Annotated in this window: 19 protein-coding genes and 1 riboswitch; of the genes, 2 read left to right on the forward strand and 17 right to left on the reverse strand. The window is 47.7% G+C overall.

The annotated features are described in order from the left end of the window. Positions 1-6: 6 nt before the first annotated feature. The 4 genes from yycF to C7R73_RS07635 all read right to left on the reverse strand — a co-directional run bounded on the left by yycF (position 7) and on the right by C7R73_RS07635 (position 4689). A complete protein-coding gene (gene yycF / locus C7R73_RS07620; protein WP_106449930.1) occupies positions 7-714 on the reverse strand; it encodes a response regulator YycF in 708 nt (235 codons plus the stop codon). 210 nt (positions 715-924) lie between these two features. Further along, the gene (locus C7R73_RS07625) at positions 925-2301 is read right to left on the reverse strand and encodes a L,D-transpeptidase family protein (protein WP_106449931.1); all 1377 of its coding nucleotides are present in this window, start codon (positions 2299-2301) and stop codon (positions 925-927) included. Between the two features lie 254 nt (positions 2302-2555). Continuing rightward, the gene (locus C7R73_RS07630) at positions 2556-3284 is read right to left on the reverse strand and encodes an O-methyltransferase (RefSeq protein WP_106449932.1); all 729 of its coding nucleotides are present in this window, start codon (positions 3282-3284) and stop codon (positions 2556-2558) included. Between the two features lie 70 nt (positions 3285-3354). Beyond that, on the reverse strand, positions 3355-4689 hold the full coding sequence (locus C7R73_RS07635) for a hemolysin family protein (protein WP_106449933.1): 1335 nt from the start codon (positions 4687-4689) through the stop codon (positions 3355-3357). Positions 4690-5074: 385 nt separating this feature from the next. Here C7R73_RS07635 and cbpA point away from each other — a divergent pair, with 385 nt between their 5' ends. Next, complete coding sequence (cbpA, locus tag C7R73_RS07640; protein ID WP_086628963.1) at positions 5075-5716, forward strand: cyclic di-AMP binding protein CbpA; 642 nt, start codon at positions 5075-5077, stop codon at positions 5714-5716. Positions 5717-5871: 155 nt separating this feature from the next. On the opposite strand, the gene C7R73_RS07645 is transcribed toward cbpA, so the two are convergent. The 10 genes from C7R73_RS07645 to C7R73_RS07690 form a co-directional block, all read right to left on the reverse strand. Then, a complete protein-coding gene (locus tag C7R73_RS07645) occupies positions 5872-6519 on the reverse strand; it encodes an MBL fold metallo-hydrolase (RefSeq protein WP_086628965.1) in 648 nt (215 codons plus the stop codon). Between the two features lie 141 nt (positions 6520-6660). Further along, complete coding sequence (locus C7R73_RS07650) at positions 6661-7149, reverse strand: QueT transporter family protein (protein ID WP_239992596.1); 489 nt, start codon at positions 7147-7149, stop codon at positions 6661-6663. Between the two features lie 6 nt (positions 7150-7155). Further along, positions 7156-7201: riboswitch (PreQ1 riboswitch) on the reverse strand. A gap of 137 nt (positions 7202-7338) precedes the next feature. Beyond that, a complete protein-coding gene (alr, locus tag C7R73_RS07655; protein WP_106449934.1) occupies positions 7339-8460 on the reverse strand; it encodes an alanine racemase in 1122 nt (373 codons plus the stop codon). Positions 8461-8473: 13 nt separating this feature from the next. Further along, positions 8474-8824: a holo-ACP synthase gene (acpS, locus tag C7R73_RS07660; protein WP_106449935.1), complete on the reverse strand. Its 351-nt coding sequence runs from the start codon at positions 8822-8824 to the stop codon at positions 8474-8476. A gap of 123 nt (positions 8825-8947) precedes the next feature. Then, the gene (gene cshA / locus C7R73_RS07665) at positions 8948-10522 is read right to left on the reverse strand and encodes a degradosome RNA helicase CshA (RefSeq protein ID WP_106449936.1); all 1575 of its coding nucleotides are present in this window, start codon (positions 10520-10522) and stop codon (positions 8948-8950) included. Positions 10523-10927: 405 nt separating this feature from the next. Then, a complete protein-coding gene (locus tag C7R73_RS07670) occupies positions 10928-12304 on the reverse strand; it encodes a UDP-N-acetylmuramoyl-tripeptide--D-alanyl-D-alanine ligase (protein WP_106449978.1) in 1377 nt (458 codons plus the stop codon). Positions 12305-12443: 139 nt separating this feature from the next. After that, complete coding sequence (locus C7R73_RS07675) at positions 12444-13529, reverse strand: D-alanine--D-alanine ligase (RefSeq protein ID WP_106449937.1); 1086 nt, start codon at positions 13527-13529, stop codon at positions 12444-12446. Positions 13530-13703: 174 nt separating this feature from the next. Further along, a complete protein-coding gene (locus tag C7R73_RS07680; RefSeq protein ID WP_106449938.1) occupies positions 13704-14453 on the reverse strand; it encodes a hypothetical protein in 750 nt (249 codons plus the stop codon). 228 nt (positions 14454-14681) lie between these two features. Further along, positions 14682-15590, reverse strand: a complete 909-nt coding sequence (gene htpX / locus C7R73_RS07685) for a zinc metalloprotease HtpX (protein ID WP_106449939.1) — start codon at positions 15588-15590, stop codon at positions 14682-14684. Positions 15591-15626: 36 nt separating this feature from the next. Next, the gene (locus tag C7R73_RS07690; protein ID WP_106449940.1) at positions 15627-16184 is read right to left on the reverse strand and encodes a LemA family protein; all 558 of its coding nucleotides are present in this window, start codon (positions 16182-16184) and stop codon (positions 15627-15629) included. A 182-nt stretch (positions 16185-16366) separates the two neighbouring features. Here C7R73_RS07690 and C7R73_RS07695 point away from each other — a divergent pair, with 182 nt between their 5' ends. After that, positions 16367-17146 (forward strand): SMI1/KNR4 family protein, encoded by a 780-nt coding sequence (locus C7R73_RS07695; RefSeq protein WP_106449941.1) that lies wholly within the window; start codon positions 16367-16369, stop codon positions 17144-17146. 306 nt (positions 17147-17452) lie between these two features. Here C7R73_RS07695 and C7R73_RS07700 read toward each other — a convergent pair whose 3' ends face one another. From C7R73_RS07700 to C7R73_RS07715, 3 genes are all read right to left on the reverse strand, one after another. Next, on the reverse strand, positions 17453-18586 hold the full coding sequence (locus tag C7R73_RS07700) for a YdeI/OmpD-associated family protein (protein WP_106449942.1): 1134 nt from the start codon (positions 18584-18586) through the stop codon (positions 17453-17455). Positions 18587-18896: 310 nt separating this feature from the next. Continuing rightward, the gene (locus C7R73_RS07710; RefSeq protein ID WP_086987004.1) at positions 18897-19160 is read right to left on the reverse strand and encodes a type B 50S ribosomal protein L31; all 264 of its coding nucleotides are present in this window, start codon (positions 19158-19160) and stop codon (positions 18897-18899) included. Between the two features lie 187 nt (positions 19161-19347). Continuing rightward, complete coding sequence (locus tag C7R73_RS07715) at positions 19348-19713, reverse strand: DUF6568 family protein (protein ID WP_106449944.1); 366 nt, start codon at positions 19711-19713, stop codon at positions 19348-19350. Between the last annotated feature and the right edge of the window lie 67 nt (positions 19714-19780).

A 19780-nucleotide genomic window follows, 5' to 3' on the forward strand; every position in this document is an offset into this window, starting at 1 on the left:
ATATTGTTACTCCTGATCCGGATTCTTCAAGAAGTAGCCTACTCCTCTTCGCGTGATCAACCAAGTCGGATGGCTCGGTGTATCTTCGATTTTTTCGCGCAGTCTGCGGACTGTCACATCGACAGTGCGGACATCGCCGAAATAATCATATCCCCATACAGTCTGCAGAAGATGCTCCCGCGTCATCACTTGGCCGATGTGTTTCGCCAAATAATGCAATAATTCGAATTCGCGGTGGGTCAACTCGATCTCTACCCCGCGCTTCGACACGATGTAGGCATCTTCATGGATGATCAGTGCTCCGATTTTGATTTCGTTCGTATCGTCTTCTTCAGGCGGTGCCGCAACCGGAGAGGCTTGTCTCCTCAAGTTCGCTTTTACGCGCGCGACCAATTCCCGGTTAGAAAATGGTTTCGTGACATAGTCATCCGCACCCAATTCAAGCCCAAGCACTTTGTCGATTTCAGAGTCTTTAGCTGTCAGCATGATGATCGGCACGTCGCTCGTCTTGCGGATTTCCCGGCAGACTTCCAATCCGTCCATCTTGGGCAGCATCAGATCCAGCAGGATGATATCCGGTCCCACTTCCGCAAACTGCGCCAAGGCTTCTTCACCATCAAATGCAGTGAAGACATCATAACCTTCTTTGGTCAGATTAAACTTGATTATATCTGAGATTGGTTTTTCATCGTCTACCACTAATACCTTTTTCATCTTCAAACCTCCTTATTTCTTGCAACTCTCTGTCCCTTTCGGAACGTCTACTCTTTATTATACAATTGCAGCCGCTTATGTGCAAAGCGTTCCTGAATTATAAACCCGCAGAACCTGCACGACTGTACAAAAAAGGACGAGCCATCAATCGTTTTCCTGACTGATGGCTCATCCCCCTATTTGACGTTATGGCATTCGTTCATTGATTCATCAGCTGTGGATGATGACCGGAACCCCGATACCGATCATCCCAAACAGCTCAGCCATTACCCCCGGTGGCGTATTGACACAACCATTCGAGCCGGCAGTAAGCCAATATTCACCGCCGTAAGCAGGCTGCCAAGATGAATCGTGGATACCAATGCCTGTCCACTCGACAGGCATCCAGTATTCGACAGGCGATTCGTAATCCTTTTCGGTTCTCGGATTGTAGCCTTTCAAAACGGCATCCTCTTCTTTGTTCCAGATATAGAAGACACCTGTCGGAGTCGGTGACATCGGATGACCGGAAACGATATCCGTCTCAAGCACAACGACGCCATCTTGGTAATACCACATGTGCTGGCTTGAAAGATCCACTTCGACATAGGTGGTGCCGATGTCCGCGCCATCCGCATGATAGCCGGTGCCGTTGTAGTTCGGCGTTACCGTCACGTCTTCCCCTGCCAAAACATAGCTGATCAGGTTGTCCGTTTCAGCTGCGACAGCCAGCGTCCATCCATATGTGCCGGATGGGACCTGGACCGTTTCACCGTCCGTCGCCAAGAAATCCCGCGTACGGGAATAGGTGCTGTATTTGTCGCTCAGTCCCTGCAGATAGGCTGAAACACCTTCGCGATTCACGGACACTTCACCGTTCTCGTCTATGCCCAACCATTCGACGATGGCTGTTTGCGGCACAGTCTCTGTCTGCCCGGAAATGGTATATTGGATAACCGTATCCGTCAAATCATCCAGCTTCTGCAACGTTTCCGCCAGAATCGGATCATCCGCGGTTAATGTCGGTTGTTGATAAGCCTGTGCAAGATCGATTTCGGTTTCTCCGGCAATGATCGCTTCCAGCATCGTTGCCTTCAACAATTCCAGATCGACCATATTCCCTGCGGTTTCAGGCGAAATTTCATAGCCTTCCGTTCCTTTGACGACTGTAGCGTTCACAGGGGCCGTGCGACTCTCGTTCTCCAACGGCATCGCCGCCAAAATATTGGCTAAAGCCGTTTCGTCCACGGATACGCCACTCAGATCGGTTTCTTCCTGTTTATCTTGGAACAACAAAATCGGCCAATCCCAAGCGTTTTGTTCCGCCTTCATCGTTTCCAATTTCTCGGTGTTGTCGATGGAAACACCCAGGTCAGCAGGTGTGAATGCAAAGATAGTTTCTCCGCTTTCGACGATTTGGATCTGCGCTTGTGCGATTGCTGCAGTTGTCTCTTCTTTTGCTTGGGCTACGGTATCATTCGATATGTCAATGCCATCCAGCATCGTGTTCGGTAAGAATTTATCCTCATAATAGCTACCTGCACCAAAGTATCCGGCTGCGACCAATAAGACCGCTGTAGCGCCAATGATGATGGGTTTCTTTTTCACTGTCCAGACCACCTTCTCGTTTTGTTACGATTCGATTACATTTGTGTTACAAAAAATTGTAACTTACTTTTTATTACTTTACCATGTTTTCTTTAAAAAGCAACCTATTTTATCTTAATTTTTTTATAATAGGCTAGCTTCTTAGACATTAATCATAATACCAATACGGATGAAATGCAAACAGACACGCCTCCGTTTTCATTTGTTTTGGGCGACAAAAACGGCCTGTCTCATTATGAGGCAGGCCTGCATTCCTATGCGCGCTTCTGGTTCTCTGCTTTGATTTCATCGAGGATATAGCCGAAATCGAAGTCTTCTTTTTTGACGATCAGCAACAGGCCGTCGCCAAGAGGTACGAGGGACGTTTCCAATGCCGGGTGGTCCAGCACGGTATCCATCAGCTTATTCAGGCGACGGTGAATCTTGCGGACCCTTTTCGGAACGTCAGCCTCATCATCCAGGATCGTTCCTCCTTGGAAGACATCATCGATGACCAGCATGCCGTCTTTCTTCAGCAGCCTCATGCAATGGGGCAAAAATTCATAATATTTGGATTTCGCGCTGTCCATAAAGATAAAATCATACGGGCCTTCCAAGGTAGGCAGAACTTCGGCCGCATCGCCTTCCAAAAGCGTCACCTTGTCTGCGATGCCCAATTTCTCAAAGTTCGCTTTTGCGTGGTTGATCATGACCTCAAAACGATCGATGGTCGTGACATGGCCTGCCGGTCCGACATGCTGCGCCATCAGGCTGCCTGAGAAGCCGATTGCCGCTCCGATTTCCAATATTTGTTCAGGTTTGATCTGCCCCAGCAGCATATTCAGGAAAACAGCTGTTTCATGCGGGATGATCGGCACGCCTCTTTCATTCGCTGTCTTTTCCAGTTCCCCCAATTCTCCAGGGAAACGTTTCAGTCTGTCGCGCATAAAAGCGACCAGTTCTTTCTTTACGACGGGTCTGTCCATCATTTCGTTCAATGCCATACTTTTTTCTCCTTATCAGATACTCTTTTATCAATGGCAACAAGGCTGGGAATGGATCCCAGCCTTGCGCTTATTCATCGTCTACAACCACTGTTTGGACAGGCTCTCTCGTGACACGGATGCCACGGATCCGGCCGCTTTCGACCTGAGTAGTCGTCAGCAGGTACTCTCCAGTCTGAATCGTCGCATGCTCATCATCTTTCGGAAAATAACCGAGTTCCTCGATCATGTATCCGGCTATCGTATCCACTTCTTCGGATGCGATAGCCGTCTTGAACAATTGATTGAACTTGTCCAGCGGCATGCGTCCATTCACGACATAATGATTGTCATCGATTTTTTTCGACAGGCGGTAAATTTCATCATATTCATCTTCAATGTCCCCAACGATTTCCTCCAAAAGGTCCTCGAGGGTGATGATCCCCTCCACGCCACCGTATTCATCCTTGATGATGGCCATATGCGTGTGGGTCTTGCGGAACTCGACCAAGAGATCATCGATATAAATAGTGGAAGGGACGAACAAAGGTGTATTGACCAACTCACGGAAAGCGATCCGCTCGAAACCGACTTCCTTTGACGCCTTCAAAACATTTTTCATATGCAGAACGCCGATGATGTTGTCCTTGTCTTCCTCATAGACCGGAATCCGGGAATATTGGCTGTTCAGAACCAGCGCGATGTTGTATTCCAGATCATCATCCAAATCCATCATCAAGGTATCGGTACGCGGCACCATCAATTCGCGGGCAAGCTTCGTATCCAACGAAAGCACCCCCTGCATCATCGTGAACTCTGATGGGTCGATGACCCCTTCGCCTCGGCTCTGTGCCAGGATGGCCTTCATTTCATCACGGGTGAGCTTCTCTTCCTCATTCGTGAATTCGATCGGCGTCAGCTTCTTCAGGATACCGGTCGAAAATGACAAAAGCCAAACGAACGGCTTGAAGAGCGTCTTGACGACAACGATAGGGCCAGCCGTGTGGCGCGCAATGGTTTCTGGCATCTGCAAGGCGATCTGTTTAGGGTACAGTTCACCAAACACGAGTGTGATGTAGGAAAGGACAACGGTGATGATGATCATCGCTATCGTTTTGCCGCCGGTGACGCTTCCCAACAACGGTTCGATATAGCCGACGAAATTGGATGAAGCCGACGCACTGCTGAAGAATCCGGCAAATGTGATGGCAACTTGGATAGTGGCCAAGAAATCATCCGGATTCTCCAAGAGACGCAAAACCTTTTGTGATTTCTTGTCGCCGTCTTTGGCCAGCTTCTCGATTTTGGAACGGTTGATGGAAACAAATGCCAATTCGGCTGAGGCGAAATAAGCATTCAGTAAAGTCAGGGTTAGGATCAATGCTATTTTTGATAGTAACGACTGGCCTTCGGGGTCTGGGTTCATATGATTTTTTTCTCCTTTTTCATGATGACTCACGCAACTGGGGCATGCCCTGAAACAAGGCGCTGTGCAGTTGCATAAAAAAATATAGATGCTGTTCAATTATATACTACTTAATATAGTGAACTCCGCTCGAAAAATCAAGAAATTTTTCATACGGCACCTGCTGGAGCTTTCCGGCTCTTAATCCTTCAGCTTTCCGGTACCGACAAGTGTTCTCATCCCAATCTAATGTTTACTAAAGGCTGCCACCACATTGGAAGGGCTTTACTGCTTGATTTATCAAATGTTTAAGAATTTCCAACTATGCGTTTATAACCGTTGCTTTTTTTTATTTTAATGTTATTATCACATTAGACAACCGTGTTTTTAGGAGGATTTTAAATATATGCTTATCCGATCACTTGCCATCCCCAAAAGGGAGTTGACCATCGTCAAGGAGTCAGCCACGCTTCGGGATGCACTGGATATCCTTGAAGATTCCGGCTACCGTTGCGTTCCAATTTTGGACGAAACAGAAACCATTTTTCGTGGGAATATCTACAAAATGCATATCTATCGGCACAAAGCGAACGGCGGCGACATGAACCTGCCTGTCACGCATCTGCTGAAGAATGCCACAAAATTCATTTCGATAGACAGTTCATTCTTTAAGGTATTTTTTACCATCAAAGAGTTGCCTTACATTTCCGTTTTGAATAAGGACATGACCTTTTATGGCATCCTGACTCACAATGCCTTGTTGAACATGTTGGCCCAATCATGGAGCATCGATGTTGGTAGCTATGTGCTGACGGTCATCGCGCCCGGTCAGAAAGGCGATCTGTACCACATCACCAAAATCATCAACCGCTACTCCTCCATCGCCAGCTGCATTTCCCTGGACATAAACCGGGAAGACGCGTTGCGCAGGGTATTGGTCACTTTACCCGCCGGAACACCCAAGCAGGTGCTGGACTCCATCGTAAAGGCGCTGGAGCGCAAGGATTTCCGCGTGACGGAAATCGAAAACCTGCAAGTCGATTTCTGAAATCCAACCCGTCACATTAAGTGTCCGAAGCGGCGCTTTCCCGGCGAGGAAGCCTTCAGCGGGAATTCTGCTCATGACGCCTGCTCGATCTAAGACCTAATAAAAAAGTCGGACGAAGCCTTGTGCTTGTCCGACTTTTTTCGCGCGCACCCGGATTAGCGGGTAGCGCCATTCAGATAGGGGTTTGAATAGATTTCTTCCCTTACTGTCGTAGGATCGCCGTGTCCGGGGAACAGTACCGTTTCCCCCGGAAGAGGTACGATATATTTCTGGATTCCTTCGATCAAAGTTTCATGGCTGCCGCCCGGCAAATCGCTGCGACCGACGCTTCCTTTGAAGATGACATCCCCAACGATCGCGAACCCGTTCTCGCGGAAAATGAAGACGGTACTTCCTGGCGAATGCCCGGGAATATGTTGCATCTCAAAACGGAATTCACCGATTTCGTAAGGTCCCATCTCCTCGAAGAAGACATCCGCTTCCTTCGCCAGTCGGACATCGGGAACGTTCGGATTGCGTGCTGATCCATTCAGTTCCGGATCCAACAGCCATTCCCGTTCGATAGGATTTTGATAGACGGGAACATCGTATTTTTCTCGGATCGTTTCGAGGGCTCCGATGTGATCATAGTGCGCATGTGTCAACACGATCGCTATCGGATGCAACTCATTCTCTTCGATGGCTGCGATGATGTCCTCCGCTTGCTCACCTGGATCAAAGATGATCGTATCATTCTCATGGTCGCCGATCAAAAAATAACAGTTTTCTTGGATAGGACCGACTGTAATTGCGTACATTTCCATATGTTGTTGCCTCCCTCTTTTTCGATTACCTCTCTATTATAAGAGAACGATGAGAAATATCCTAGCAAAAAACAGGGATTTTTGCTGTTCATCCAGCAAAAGCCCCCGTTCTCCAGTTTTCTCATATGATTTTTTAATGGATCAGGCCATTTTTTCGGCAAAACCGATGATCTTGTTCATGTATTTCATAAGCGGTGCTGACACAACTAGCACGACAGCTTCACCGAATGCCGCTGTCACAAAGCTGAACCAGAAAGGCAAATCAAGAACGATATAGAGCTCGATTGCGACAAGAACCATCGTCACCGTGAAGACGAACGCGGTCATCATCATGCGTTTCATTTCAGAATCGTTGGGTTTGAACAATTTTTCCAGAATAAGGAAAGAGATCAATGTCTGGCCAAATCCGAACACCAAGTCCCAAGCTCCTAATGTTGAAAAAATCAGGTTGGCGATAAATACACCAGCCAAAACACCGTATTTATAATCTTTGTGGTAACCCACCAAATGATTCAGCATTTCTGAAACGCGGAATTGGACGGCACCGAACGACATAAAAGCAAAAATTCCTGTCAACGCAACATACAGCGCTGCGATAATTGTATTGATAACCATTTTTCTTGTACTCAACCTAAAAACCTCCTAGTTTTTTTTCGTGGGATGGTAGACGAACCACGCAATCATCCGAGAGCTAAAACAGTTTACCACACATGTTCGCTTTTGAAAACGACTAACGGCGCATTTTCATCTGATTTTCATTACCAAAAAAAGCTGCCTACCCCTGACAGGCACCGACAGCTTAACTGATTTTTCTGTTTTCTATTTGTAGACGCGCGGAACGCGCGCGTTGATTCCCGTCAAGAGTTCATAGCCGATTGTATCGATCGTTACCGCCATTTCGGAGGGATTGTTGACGAGTCCCCCGTTTTCCCCCAAGAGCGTCACTTTCGTCCCGACCGGATATTCTTTCGGCAGACTGATCATGCATTGATCCATGCAGATGACTCCGCGGATTGGGCAGCGTTGGCCATCAACGATGACCGTCTGATGGCGAAGATCCCGTCTCCACCCGTCGGCATAGCCGATCGGAAGTGTAGCGATCCATTCTCCCTCAAAAGAACGGTAGCGGGCGCCGTATGCAATCGTGTCGCCTTCATGCATCTGTTTGACATAACTGATCTGGGTATCCAACTGTACAGATGGTTTCAATTCATAAGGAAGCTCCAACACGGTGTCGGAAGGGTTGTAGCCGTACATTGCGATTCCGACGCGGACCGCATCCGTCCGGAACGCTTCATGCCAAAGCGAAATCGCGGAATTCGCCAGATGTACAATCGGCGGGCGTTGCGCCATTGCCTGCAAAATTTCTTCAAACAAAGCCAGCTGGCGCTCCACCAATGTTGGATCTTCACCGTCGGCAGTTGCGAAGTGCGTAAAGATGCCTTCGAAAACAAAGCCATCCAGTTCAGCAAGGCGCGCTTCGAAGGCTTTGACCTCCTCGACCGTGCGCAGACCGATGCGGCCCATCCCGGTGTCGATGGCCAAATGCACGCGGACCGGCAGCTCCGTTTTACGTTTCTGCAAATACGGCAAAGCCGCTTCCAGCCATTCCGCTGCAGTGACAGCCACGCTGATTCCGTTATCCGCTATGAGCGCAGCGTCTTCTGCTTCCGTTGGGCCCACAACCATGATGAAGTCATCGGACAGCCCATTTTCCCGCAGCTCCATCGCCTCATCCAACAGCGCGACACAGAATCCGTCCACGCCCGCTTCCTTCGCCTTTTTCGCGACCGGGACGGCCCCCAGTCCATAGGCATCCGCTTTGACTACCGCGAAAAATTTCTTTCCGGGCGACAAGCCCTTCCTGATTTGTTGGATGTTCCACGAAATAGCTTCCAAATCGACAGTTTCTATTGTGGGACGGTGCTTTCCTACTACCATGGTTAAAACCCCTTTACTTTTCTAATACCACTTGCGCGGCAATGATATTCCCCGAATGGGTGATGGAAACGAATCCTGTCCCATCAAACGGAGATTTGGTTATTTCAGGCTTCCGGTTCTCTCCGGGCAAAATTTCGATATCTTGGAAAGACAGCTTGCCGATGCCTGTGCCGTAAGCCTTCGAGAAAGCTTCCTTCGCGGCATAGCGTCCGGCCAGAAATTCCATTTGGCGTGATCCGCTCAGAGCCAAGAACAACTTCAGTTCCGCTTCGGTCAGAACCCGTTCCGCAAAACCCGAACGCCGATCATAGGCTTTCGTGATGCGGTCCAGCTCAGTTACGTCCAATCCTATTCCATAAATCATTCCAATCACCGCCTATTCTGCATGCATTGTTCTCATTTTACCAAAAACAAAAAAAATTTCCAGCATAAGAAAAACCTCTTCCCCAATTGGCCTACGCCAGGGGAAGAGGTTTTTGATCACGAATTAGTCGTTGTTGCTGCGGATAGTGAAGCTATGGCTGCTTTTTTTAGGTGCGCCGGCGCTGCCGCCGCCACGTTTGTCATCATAGCGTTTGCCGCCGGAGCGTGGTTTGCTGTCGCTTGAGCGATTTTTGTTGCCACTGCGTTCCCCGCTGCGTTCGCCACTGCCGCTGCCGCGTCTTTCTGATGAACTACGGTTACCTTTGTAGCCGCCGCCTGTGCTCTTACCTTTGTAACCACCGCCGCCTTTACCTTTTCTTGAAGGCAATGGGCGTTCTGGTGTGATCTTAACAGGAACATCAGTAGCATCTTTAGAAAGACTCTTCAAGAATGCTGCTACCAAATCTTCAGCAGTGTGCTCTTCAAGCAAACGAACAGCTGCACGTTGATATTTGTCTGTTTCTGTTTCTTTCACCAATGATTCCACTTCATCCATAGCTGATTTTACTTGGCCACGGAAAGCTTCTTCATCACTTGGTGGTTGTAATGGAGTGATCGGTTTTTTGGTTAAGTTTTCGATTGTACGCAAGTAATCCATTTCGTTTGGTGTAACGAAAGTCACTGACATACCTTCTTTACCGGCACGACCAGTACGGCCGATACGGTGAACATAGCTTTCTGGATCTTGCGGGATATCGTAGTTATACACGTGTGTAACACCTGTAACATCCAATCCACGCGCAGCAACGTCAGTCGCTACTAAGAAATCCAAATCGCCTGTTTTGAATGCATTCAAAACACTCATACGTTTTTGTTGTGTCAAATCGCCATGGATTCCTTCTGCACGGTAACCGCGTAGTTCCAATCCTTTAGACAATTCATCAACACGACGTTTTGTACGGCCGAATACAATAGCCAATTCCGGATTTTGAACATCGAACAAACGAGTCATTGTATCGAATTTTTCAAAATCTTTACATTTGACGAAATATTGATCAATTAAGTTAGCTGAAGCGTGAGATGCTTTAATTTTTACGTGTTCTGGAGCATGCATGAATTTAACACCGATTTTTTTGATCTGGTCAGGCATCGTTGCTGAGAACAACAATGTTTGACGCTCAGACGGTGTTTCACTAAGGATGCTTTCGATGTCTTCCAAGAAGCCCATGTTCAACATTTCATCTGCTTCATCCAAAACTAGCGTTTCAATATGATCCAAACGAATTGTTTTGCGTTTGATATGATCCAATAAACGGCCTGGTGTCCCAACAATAATTTGCGGTTTGTTTTTTAAAGCGCGAATTTGACGGCTGATATCTGCTCCACCATAAACAACTTGTACTGATACATGTTTGTCTTTGCCTAAGCGATAAAGTTCTTCTTGTGTTTGAATCGCTAATTCACGCGTTGGCGCGATAACAATCCCTTGGATGGCTTTGTTTTCTGTGTTGATTTTTTGCAACATCGGCAATCCAAAAGCAGCTGTTTTACCAGTACCTGTTTGTGCTTGGCCGATAACGTCTAATCCTTTGAGTGCCAAAGGAATAGTTTCCGTTTGGATGGGTGTTGCTTCCTCGAAGCCCATTGTCTCAATTGACTGTAATAATACTGCATCTAAACCTAATTCTGAAAATTTCATGTTTCCTCCTAATTTTGAGAAACTAAAATTTAGAGAGTCTTTTCTTTTACCCGTATCTAAATACGGTTCATAATCTTATAAATAAAAGATAAACCTTTTTTACTTAATCCCTTGAATAGAAAGCTTGATAAATCAAACATTCTGCACTTCGCAGAAAAAACCCTCTTATTTCTCTATTCTTACCATCAGCAATAATAACACGTTCCGCAGAGTTTTACAAATCATTTTCTCTTAAAATAATGAAATTTCTTACAAAAAAACCTTGTTGTAAGGATATTTCCAATGAAAATGACAAGTGATTCTACAATTTACCGACAATTGACACATGCGCTCCAAATTGGCTGAAAAAGGGATCTCCTTGCTTCTGCGACGACACGACCCATCCAAATTCCCTTACATTTCCTATTATACACGCAAAGCTGCCACAACCGCCAATAAATCAGTGCCGAAACTGGATTTGATCAGCACTTGATCGGCTTGTTGAAGCTCTGCCTTCAGCTTATCGATCAATGGCGCCTTCTCCCCAACATAATGATAAAGTTTCCCTTCCGGAAAGGCAGTCTTTAAGTTTTCATAAAGAGCGGCCATTTCCGTGCCGTACAGATAGACTTGATCAAACTCCGCAGGAGAAATTTCAGCCGCCAAGGCAGCGTGCATTTCAGCAGAACGTTCGCCCAATTCCCGGATATCCCCGAGCACCGCAATTTTCTTGCCCTCACGCGGCAGATGCGCGAATGACCGCAGCACGGCCGTCATCGAAGTCGGACTGGCATTGTACGCATCATTCAACAGTTGTGAGCCATTTACCCCATCCAACCACTGCGTGCGGTTGGCGGTCAGCTGAAAGGTCGCCAATGCTTCTTTCACTTCAGCGATCGTCATGCCCAACACCTGGGCAGCGGCTAATGCGGCCAAAGCATTCCGGACATTGTACACACCCAATACAGGAATTTCTAGATCGACATTCGGATCCAAGTTCACATGGAAAGTTGTTCTGGTTTTGCCAGGAACGATGGAATAGGCATAGACCGCATCCGTTTCGTCCGTCCCGAAAGTCAGCTGACGGAAGTTGCTTTCCTGAGGCAGCTCTTCCGTAATCAAGGGCTCATCACCAGGATAAATGAACGTCCCTTCCGGCTTCAGCCCCTCCAAAATTTCCAACTTGGCTTTGGCGATGCCTCGGCGGCTCCCGAGGAATTCCAGATGGCTGTCCCCTATCAACGTGATGATGGCGACATCCGGTTTTGCCAATCGGCTCAACAAGCTGATTTCGCCGAAGTTACTCATGCCCATTTCAAGCACCAGCACTTCCGTATCTTCCGGCATCTCCAGAATGGTCATCGGCATGCCGATTTCATTATTGTAATTGCCTTCCGTTTTATGGACACGGAAACGCGCGGACAGGACGGCAGCCGTCATGTCCTTGGTGGTCGTTTTCCCGTTACTGCCGGTGATCGCGACCACTTTTGGTTGGATCATATTCAGGTAGGCTTCCGCCAGTTTTTGCAAAGCTTCCAGCGTGTCGTCCACCAGAATGACGGCAATATCTTCAGGCGCTTCTCCCGCTGCACGGCTCCATAAAGTTGCTGCTGCTCCGTTTTTGATTGCCGATTGGACATAATCATGGCCGTCCGTTTCCCCTTGCAAAGGCACAAACAAACTGTCGGGCGTTGCTTTACGGGAGTCGAAGACGACAGCATTTATTTCAGCGAAGCGGTTGGCCGACGTATAGTCGATTGCTCCTACAGCTTTCACAACATCGATGATGCGTAATGGTTTCATATTCGGTTCCTCATTTCCGGTCATTTCTCAGAAATTCTTCTGCACTGTATTAAAAAGGCCGTTCTTCCCCTGGGTTCGCAGCAAGCATTCCATGCTTTTGGTGCTGCTGACGATCAGGAAAATCACGGCCTTTCTTTGTTTATTCTACAAATTGATAGGATAGTTTTTCTTCATGGCGTTTCAAAGCCAACTGGATCAACTCTTCCACAAGATCACTGTACTTCAATCCCGTGTGTTCCCAAAGCAACGGATACATGCTGCGGGAAGTGAAGCCAGGCAAAGTATTGACTTCATTGATGTAGATTTCATTGTTTTTGGTCACAAAGAAGTCGCAACGGCTCAAACCGCTGCCGTCAAGCGCTTGGAAAGCGATTGTTGCATAATTCTGCAATTTGGCGGTGATTTCTTCCGGTAATTCAGCAGGAATCTGCAGCAGCACTTCTTCATTGCCGTACTTCTCTTCGTAGTCATAGAAATCTTTGGTTTTAACGATTTCACCGGGTACGGAGGTATGGACATCGTCATTTCCCAATACCGCGATTTCGATTTCACGAGCTTCGATGCCTTGTTCAACGACCACACGACGGTCATAGCGGAAAGCCGTTTCGATAGCTGCGGTCAACTCTTCAAGATTCGTAGCTTTGGAGATGCCGACGCTTGAGCCCATATTGGCTGGCTTTATGTACATCGGATAAATCAAGCTGCCTTCGCATTGGATGAAGATTTTCTCGCGATCATTTTTCCAGTCGTTACGGGTAACGGCAACGTAAGGCACTTGCGGCAAACCTGCTTGTTGGAAAAGATGCTTGCTGACGATTTTGTCCATTCCGCTGGCGCTGGCAAGGACACCGCAGCCGACATACGGCATATTCAGGACTTCAAACAGCCCTTGCACCGTTCCATCTTCTCCGTTGGGGCCATGCAATACGGGGAAAATGACAGCATCCTCAGACTGGATGTCTGCTGGTGAAATAAGTTCGCCATAGGATTTGCCATCCTGCGAATCGGCGAAGCGTTTCTCGGAACCCGGCTCTAAATATAGGTTTTCAGAGAATGCAACGGGTTCAGAAAGGGATTGCCCTTGAATCCATGCGCCTGCCTTGGTGATATAGACGGGCACAACTTCATAATAGTTGAAATAGATCGCCTTTATGATCGAATGTGCTGTCAGGATCGAAATATCGTGCTCAGCGCTCTTTCCGCCGTAAATCAAATAAATTTTCATCGAGAAATCCTCCGAATTTTTTGATAACTACTTTAATCAAGACATATTGTACCACATTTATTTTTTGCCTAAAATGATTTTTGTGAAAAGTGGCTTTGCATCCCTGTTTCTCGGACCAAACGGCTGATTCCGGCTCAATGGATACAGAAAAAGCCTAAGTTCCGGCTTAGGCTTTCATTCGAAGTCTATGTCTATTTTCCATTCATTGCGTTCCATGTCATAACAGATGGTGCCCACCGAATCCTTTTCGTTGAAACGGCCGCCAATGCTGGCGTAACGGTCTTCCGCGATGAACAATGGGATGCAGTATGAATTTTCTTCGATGCTCATCTGCCTGAAGGAGATAACGGCTCCTTCTTTGAAGATCGGAATGAATTCTTTCACGCGTTCGATAGGGAATGGCGCAATTTCTTTGTCTTTCTGATAAAAACGCTTCTTCTCATTCACTTTTTCCCTCAACTTGACGGTGATGGCTTCGGCGAACAACTCATGGAATTGCTCCAGGTAGCGGTAATACATTTTTATGAAGCCATTCGGCAACGTGAGGTATATGTAGTTGTTTTGTAATTTGTAATAGAACGGTGAGTGCAAGTGCGTATGCGCATGGGCGATATACAGGATCTCGGATATTTCGATTGGGGTGAGGAGATGCAACATATCCACATTCACAAAATCAATCCATTTTCCCATAGCGGTTTGATTGTCCGTCCCTTTTTGGAAGAACGCTTTTACGTTTTCTTGGCCTTTGATAACCTGAAAACCGGTATGATTATCATATGTTCCGATGCTTTTTCTTCCGTCCACCAGCAATAAGTTTTCCGGAAGCTTCCGGGCTAACTTTGTGTAATCCTTCACCGCTATCCCTTTGCTCAAAACATAATTGCTGACTGTTTCATAGTGAACATATAACATATCTTCGCTCATGAATGATCCCCCCCTTTCCGAAATATCCCTTATTATCATTCTACTACGTGCAAAACCGATTAAGGTATCAGTACCATGTTAATATTATTACAAATCCGTATCTTTTACAAAGATAATTTGCCTTTTTCTCCTATTTTTTTTCACAGCAACAAATTGAAAGGGTTTACACTCCAAAAACCGAACTTTATTTGTGTAATTTAGATAAAACGTCCGAAAAAAAGAAGCTATTTACATAGCTTCTAATCGTTTGATTCGGTTTGCCGTTGAAGGGTGGGTCGAAAACAAGCCATCGCTTTCTGTTTCGCCCTCCTTCATCCGTTTGAAAGGATTCACAATATAGAGCGATGCGCTGGCAGCATTTGCTGCTTCCATCGGATCGCTTGTCGCTATTTTGCTTAAAGCGGATTTCAGTCCTTCCGGGTTGCGTGTGAACTCAATTGCACTCGCATCAGCCAGATACTCCCGGTTGCGGGAGAGTGCCAAGCGGATGATGGTGGCCACAAAGGGTGAAAGAACCAGGATCAGCAAGGAAAGGATCAGCAATATGATACCCGCCCCTCCGCTGTTATCGCTTCTGCGTCGGCGGCCGCCGCCACCCCAAAACATCATCCGGGTGCTGAACTGGGCCAAAAACGCAATCAACCCCGCGATCGCCAAAGCGACAGTGGATAAGCGGATGTCATAGTTTCGGATATGCGCAAATTCATGCGCCAAGACACCCGTCAGTTCTTCCCGGTTCAGTTTCTTAAGCAATCCCGTCGTCACGGCGACGGATGCCTTTTCCGGCGAATTTCCTGCCGCAAACGCATTTGGGCTTTCATCCTCGATGATGAAGATTCTCGGAAAAGGCAACCGTGTCACGATCGTCATTTCCTCGACGATATTCCAGAGCATCGGGTATTGCGCCTTATCCGTTATTTCCTTGGCATTGTTCAGGCTCATGACCACTTGTGTGGATTGTGCCACCATAATGACGACGTAAGCCAATCCGATGATCAAAGCAAGCGCAACACCGGACAAGGCGTTATCCCAATTCAAATAGCCGATGGCAGCCCCCAATGCCGCAAACAGGAGAAAAAACAGGAATACGATCAGCACGGTGCGCCGTTTATTCTGCTCAATTTGTTGATGGAGCAAAGGTACTCACCAACTTTCCATCAAAATCATATTTTCTCAGAACGATACTTTCGGTACATTTTTTTCTTCTTCCGGAGTTGCCAAAACGACTTCCGGACGGAAACCATGGACATTTGCCACAATATTGCTCGGGAATGTCCCTAATTTGATGTTGTATTGCGTAACGCTCGAATTGTACAATTGGCGCGCATAAGCAATCTTATTTTCCGTTGCGGACAATTCTTCCTGTAATGCCAAGAAGTTTTGGTTCGCCTTCAGATCGGGATACGCCTCAGCCAAAGCAAAAACGGTCCGCAATTGGCTCGACAGTTGATTGGACAGTTCCATCTTTTTGGCCGGATCCTCGGTTCCCATATCCGAAATCATGTTCCGCAAATTGATGACCTTCGTCAAAGTTTCCTGCTCATGTTTCGCATAGCCTTTGACTGTCTCAACGATGTTCGGGATCAGATCGTTCCTGCGTTTCAACTGGACATCGATCTGGCTCCATGCTTCGGTTACCCACAATTTATTTTTCACAAGACTGTTATACAACGAGATCCATACTGCCCCGATGATCGCTGCCACTACAATGATTCCTATTAACCAATCCATTTTGCTCACAGCTCCTTTTCTCTCTTGCCGACTTAACGGCTGACCTAGACAAATTTCCGTCTACACCTTTCATTATAGAAGAGTATTTTCGTTTTGTAAAAAAATAGACTAACCATCTCCTCACCGAAAAGTGCTGGCGTATGTGATATCATGAAGGAAAGAAAATCAGATGAGGTGTCCGTATGTATTTCATCCCGCAACAAACCAAAATAAATCTGCCTATCCTATTCAAAACCGACCCACTGTACAAAGACATCACCGCAGCCGAACTGCCTAGGGCCTATCTTGACCTGCTGGCGGAACAGAACGGCGGCTATCTGCTGTGCTCCCGCATCCCGACCACAGAACCGACCTCCGACGGCATCGATTATGCAGCTGTCCATTCAATCCTCGGGCTTCACGACGATCCCAAGAACAGCCTGTATGCCCAACAAGACATTGCCTATACGGCGGGGCTGCCGGATTATTTTGTGATTTTCAGCAGCAACGGCAACCAGCTCTTCGCCTTCGATTATTCAAAACTGTCCCCCTCCGGCGAACCGAGTATCAGGCACATCGATATTGAAACGGACAATTGGCAGACTGTCGCTGCGGACTTCGCTCAATTCCTGCGCATCCTGACACCGGGACCGCTGACCGTTCCAGAGGAAATCCGGCTCACGCACACGGAAGGTGCGCACGCTTTTTTATTGGCCGACTCCATGGGTTTGCCGGGGCTGTTTTTACACTTCGAGGATGACCCTGACAAACAATGGTACCTCCAATGGATCGCTCATTTTTCCGTCCATCCCGATGCGGAATGCCGAAAAATCGCCTGCGAAGCGCTGGAAACGCAGATCCTCTACTTCAGGAATGAACTGCCGGATACAGTAACGGATGTGCTGGAGAACTTTCTGGCTGATCCGGATCCTGCGATCCAAGTGCTGGCCAGAACGCTGGAAAAAGAACTCGTGGATGAGTGAATGCGTGCGAGTGTACGCGGACAGTGCGCACTCGTTTCGCTCGCCGAAGAAGGGCTCGCAGAATCGGCGCCAGCTCCGATGAGGAATCGCTCGCCGGAGGAGGTGCCGCGAAAATGCCGTCACTTCCGACAGGGAAGGGCTCGTCGGAGCAGGACCCGAAAAATCAGTCGGAACTCCGGCGAAGCCTCTGTTCACCGGAGGAGCGGTGTACCTCCGGTGAAGCGGTCATTCATCGGAGACAGGAACCTCATAACAACAGCTAAAAGCAGAGGAGTGCCGCAACGCGGCACTCCTCTGCTTTTGTCGTTACCCTTGTTCCTTCAGCCACTGTTGGTACAGGTTCTTCGTCTTGTGGCCTTTGCCGAGGATGTCGAGCATCTCCGTTCTGCGTTTTGCTTGCGTAGCGGCTTGTTTGGCGCTGTAGATGTAGCGGGCCCAATCCCGCTGGTAGCCCGGCGTCAGTTCCGCATACAGCTTCGCGGCATCCGGATGCTCTGCCTCCAGATATCCCTTCACATCCGGGATGAATTTTTCATAGTCGGCCACATTGCTGCTGTTCGCTTTCGTTGGTTTTCCTTTTCCTTTGACATCATTTTTCAGACCGACGAGCGTGAATGTGTCATCCAACTTGACCATCCGCGCAAATTTCAGAGTGCTGTCGCCGACATAGCCGTTGCCGTCTTCCACGCCCAGACTCGGAAAGATGGCATCGCGATGCACCGATGTTTCATAGGTCTTGTTCCCGATTTTTGGATAAGCGATGTAAAGATAACCTTCCGGATTCAGGCGCTCCGCTTTGATCGTATCCCAGACGCGTTCATTCAGTTCCTCCAGCGTCAAGACATAGGAAAAAATCAGATCGTATTTCCCGGAATCCAAATCCGTATCATAGGAATCCAAGTCCGCAAAATCGTCAGACATGGCACGCTCTTTCCTCAGAACGGCACGCTTTTGGAATTTTTCGAATCCCAGCCGCTTAGTGAGGGAAGTCGAAGACGGGAGCGGTTTTCCAGCGACTTGTTCCCCATAAAGTTGGTGCGCATGAGCGATGTCTTCCCGGATCATCTCCTCCAGCACAGCTGTATCGATATCGGAAAGCTTATTGACGTACACGCAACCCTTTCCGATTTTGTGTTTGCCGAGCTTCGCAAGCAGTTCTTCCCGTTTTCCATCCGGCAGCATAAAATAAAACGTCAGCGCCGTTTTGCGGGGCGAAAAAGCAGCCAACGGAGCATCGCCTTCATGGCCGCTCGCGTACCGGTAATGATATTTCCCGAATCCGATGATGCTCGGCCCCCACATTTTGGCTTCCTCTCCGGTCACTTCCGCAAACAACGACAACAGCGCGTAAGCATCCTCTTTCTTTTGCGGCTGCTGGATTTCCTCGATGAACTCCTGCACAGACACTTCAGTAGGCTTGGTTTTAGGTTCGTATGCCATCTTCGCTTCTCCTCTCGTTCCTTCTTAAAGCTATCATAGCAAACCAATAGACCACCCGCAAAATCCAAGCCTCGACGACAGCCGGTTCACCGGAAATATACCGCTTCTCCGGCGAACACAGGCTTCGCAGGAGTTCGTCCCACATTTTCTCCTTTACCTCCGACGGGGCCGTGCTCATCGGAGCTGCGCCCATCAAATTACCGGCGTACTCCGGGGAGCGGGCCCTCCCCGGAGCTGACGCACGTACCCAGAAAATACCGGTAGAAACAAAAAAAGAGCCCTCCCGAAACCGGGAAAGCCCTCACGAAGATTATGCTTCTTCTTCGTTGTTTTTGAAACCATATTTTTTGTTGAAGCGGTCCACACGGCCATCGGCTTGCGTGAATTTTTGACGTCCTGTATAGAATGGGTGTGAATCTGAAGAAATTTCTACACGGATCATTGGGTAAGTGTTGCCATCTTCCCATTCAACTTTTTCGCTTGAACCTTTTGTTGAACCTGATAAAAATTTGAATCCTGTAGTTGTATCCATGAACACAACTGTTTGGTAATTTGGATGGATTTCTTGTTTCATGTCTCTTTCGCTCCTTTTTGCCCTGGATTATTTACTAAGCCAGAGTTGTCTTTTTGTAATAAAAGGCCTACCGCAGGGTAATCCTTTTTAACGTTAAAAGGATACCACGCAAACAGCAAGAATGCAACGACAAATTTAAAAAACACGTTTTCCCCATCCAAGCAGCAGTGAGGAAAACGTGTTTGCTTTATTTGTCGAGAATGGCTGCAATCTCTTCTTCGGAAAGGCTGCTGTCGGCATTCAGGTTCGTGAATTGGCCCGGACCATCGATCCTCACAAGAGCAGGCACCGTACGGACGCCCATTCTGTCGCGCAGACTTTGGATCGCCGGGTCTGTCGGCGTGTTCAGGCTGTCCAGATAATGGATCGTCAGGTTCTTTTCTTTGCGGACTTTGTCTAATTTAGGGACAAATTTCCGGCAATACGGGCAAACGGCTTTCCCGAGATAAACGACCGCTTTTTCGCCGGCAGCCAATTTTTCTTCAAACTCTTCAGCCGTGATTTTTATGAATTCTTTTGTGTCTTCTTCGTAATTTCCTTTATTGAAAAGCATTTGAAAACCTCCAGTTTTGCGTTTTGATAGTCCCACTATACCGGTAAGCTGCAAAAAATGCTCATGA

The sequence above is a fragment of the Trichococcus alkaliphilus genome (assembly GCF_003008695.1).
Taxonomy (GTDB): domain Bacteria; phylum Bacillota; class Bacilli; order Lactobacillales; family Aerococcaceae; genus Trichococcus; species Trichococcus alkaliphilus.

What these genes read in the sequence shown, in the direction of transcription:
- acpS (WP_106449935.1), bottom strand. Translation starts at nt 8,824, where the DNA reads ATGATTTATGGAATAGGATTGGACGTAACTGAGCTGGACCGCATCACG.
- C7R73_RS07645 (WP_086628965.1), bottom strand. Translation starts at nt 6,519, where the DNA reads ATGGAAATGTACGCAATTACAGTCGGTCCTATCCAAGAAAACTGTTAT.
- C7R73_RS07630 (WP_106449932.1), bottom strand. Translation starts at nt 3,284, where the DNA reads ATGGCATTGAACGAAATGATGGACAGACCCGTCGTAAAGAAAGAACTG.
- C7R73_RS07715 (WP_106449944.1), bottom strand. Translation starts at nt 19,713, where the DNA reads ATGCTTTTCAATAAAGGAAATTACGAAGAAGACACAAAAGAATTCATA.
- yycF (WP_106449930.1), bottom strand. Translation starts at nt 714, where the DNA reads ATGAAAAAGGTATTAGTGGTAGACGATGAAAAACCAATCTCAGATATA.
- C7R73_RS07690 (WP_106449940.1), bottom strand. Translation starts at nt 16,184, where the DNA reads ATGGATTGGTTAATAGGAATCATTGTAGTGGCAGCGATCATCGGGGCA.
- C7R73_RS07670 (WP_106449978.1), bottom strand. Translation starts at nt 12,304, where the DNA reads ATGAAACCATTACGCATCATCGATGTTGTGAAAGCTGTAGGAGCAATC.
- C7R73_RS07680 (WP_106449938.1), bottom strand. Translation starts at nt 14,453, where the DNA reads ATGAGCGAAGATATGTTATATGTTCACTATGAAACAGTCAGCAATTAT.
- cbpA (WP_086628963.1), top strand. Translation starts at nt 5,075, where the DNA reads ATGCTTATCCGATCACTTGCCATCCCCAAAAGGGAGTTGACCATCGTC.
- C7R73_RS07700 (WP_106449942.1), bottom strand. Translation starts at nt 18,586, where the DNA reads ATGGCATACGAACCTAAAACCAAGCCTACTGAAGTGTCTGTGCAGGAG.
- C7R73_RS07675 (WP_106449937.1), bottom strand. Translation starts at nt 13,529, where the DNA reads ATGAAAATTTATTTGATTTACGGCGGAAAGAGCGCTGAGCACGATATT.
- C7R73_RS07710 (WP_086987004.1), bottom strand. Translation starts at nt 19,160, where the DNA reads ATGAAACAAGAAATCCATCCAAATTACCAAACAGTTGTGTTCATGGAT.
- C7R73_RS07635 (WP_106449933.1), bottom strand. Translation starts at nt 4,689, where the DNA reads ATGAACCCAGACCCCGAAGGCCAGTCGTTACTATCAAAAATAGCATTG.
- C7R73_RS07695 (WP_106449941.1), top strand. Translation starts at nt 16,367, where the DNA reads ATGTATTTCATCCCGCAACAAACCAAAATAAATCTGCCTATCCTATTC.
- cshA (WP_106449936.1), bottom strand. Translation starts at nt 10,522, where the DNA reads ATGAAATTTTCAGAATTAGGTTTAGATGCAGTATTATTACAGTCAATT.
- alr (WP_106449934.1), bottom strand. Translation starts at nt 8,460, where the DNA reads ATGGTAGTAGGAAAGCACCGTCCCACAATAGAAACTGTCGATTTGGAA.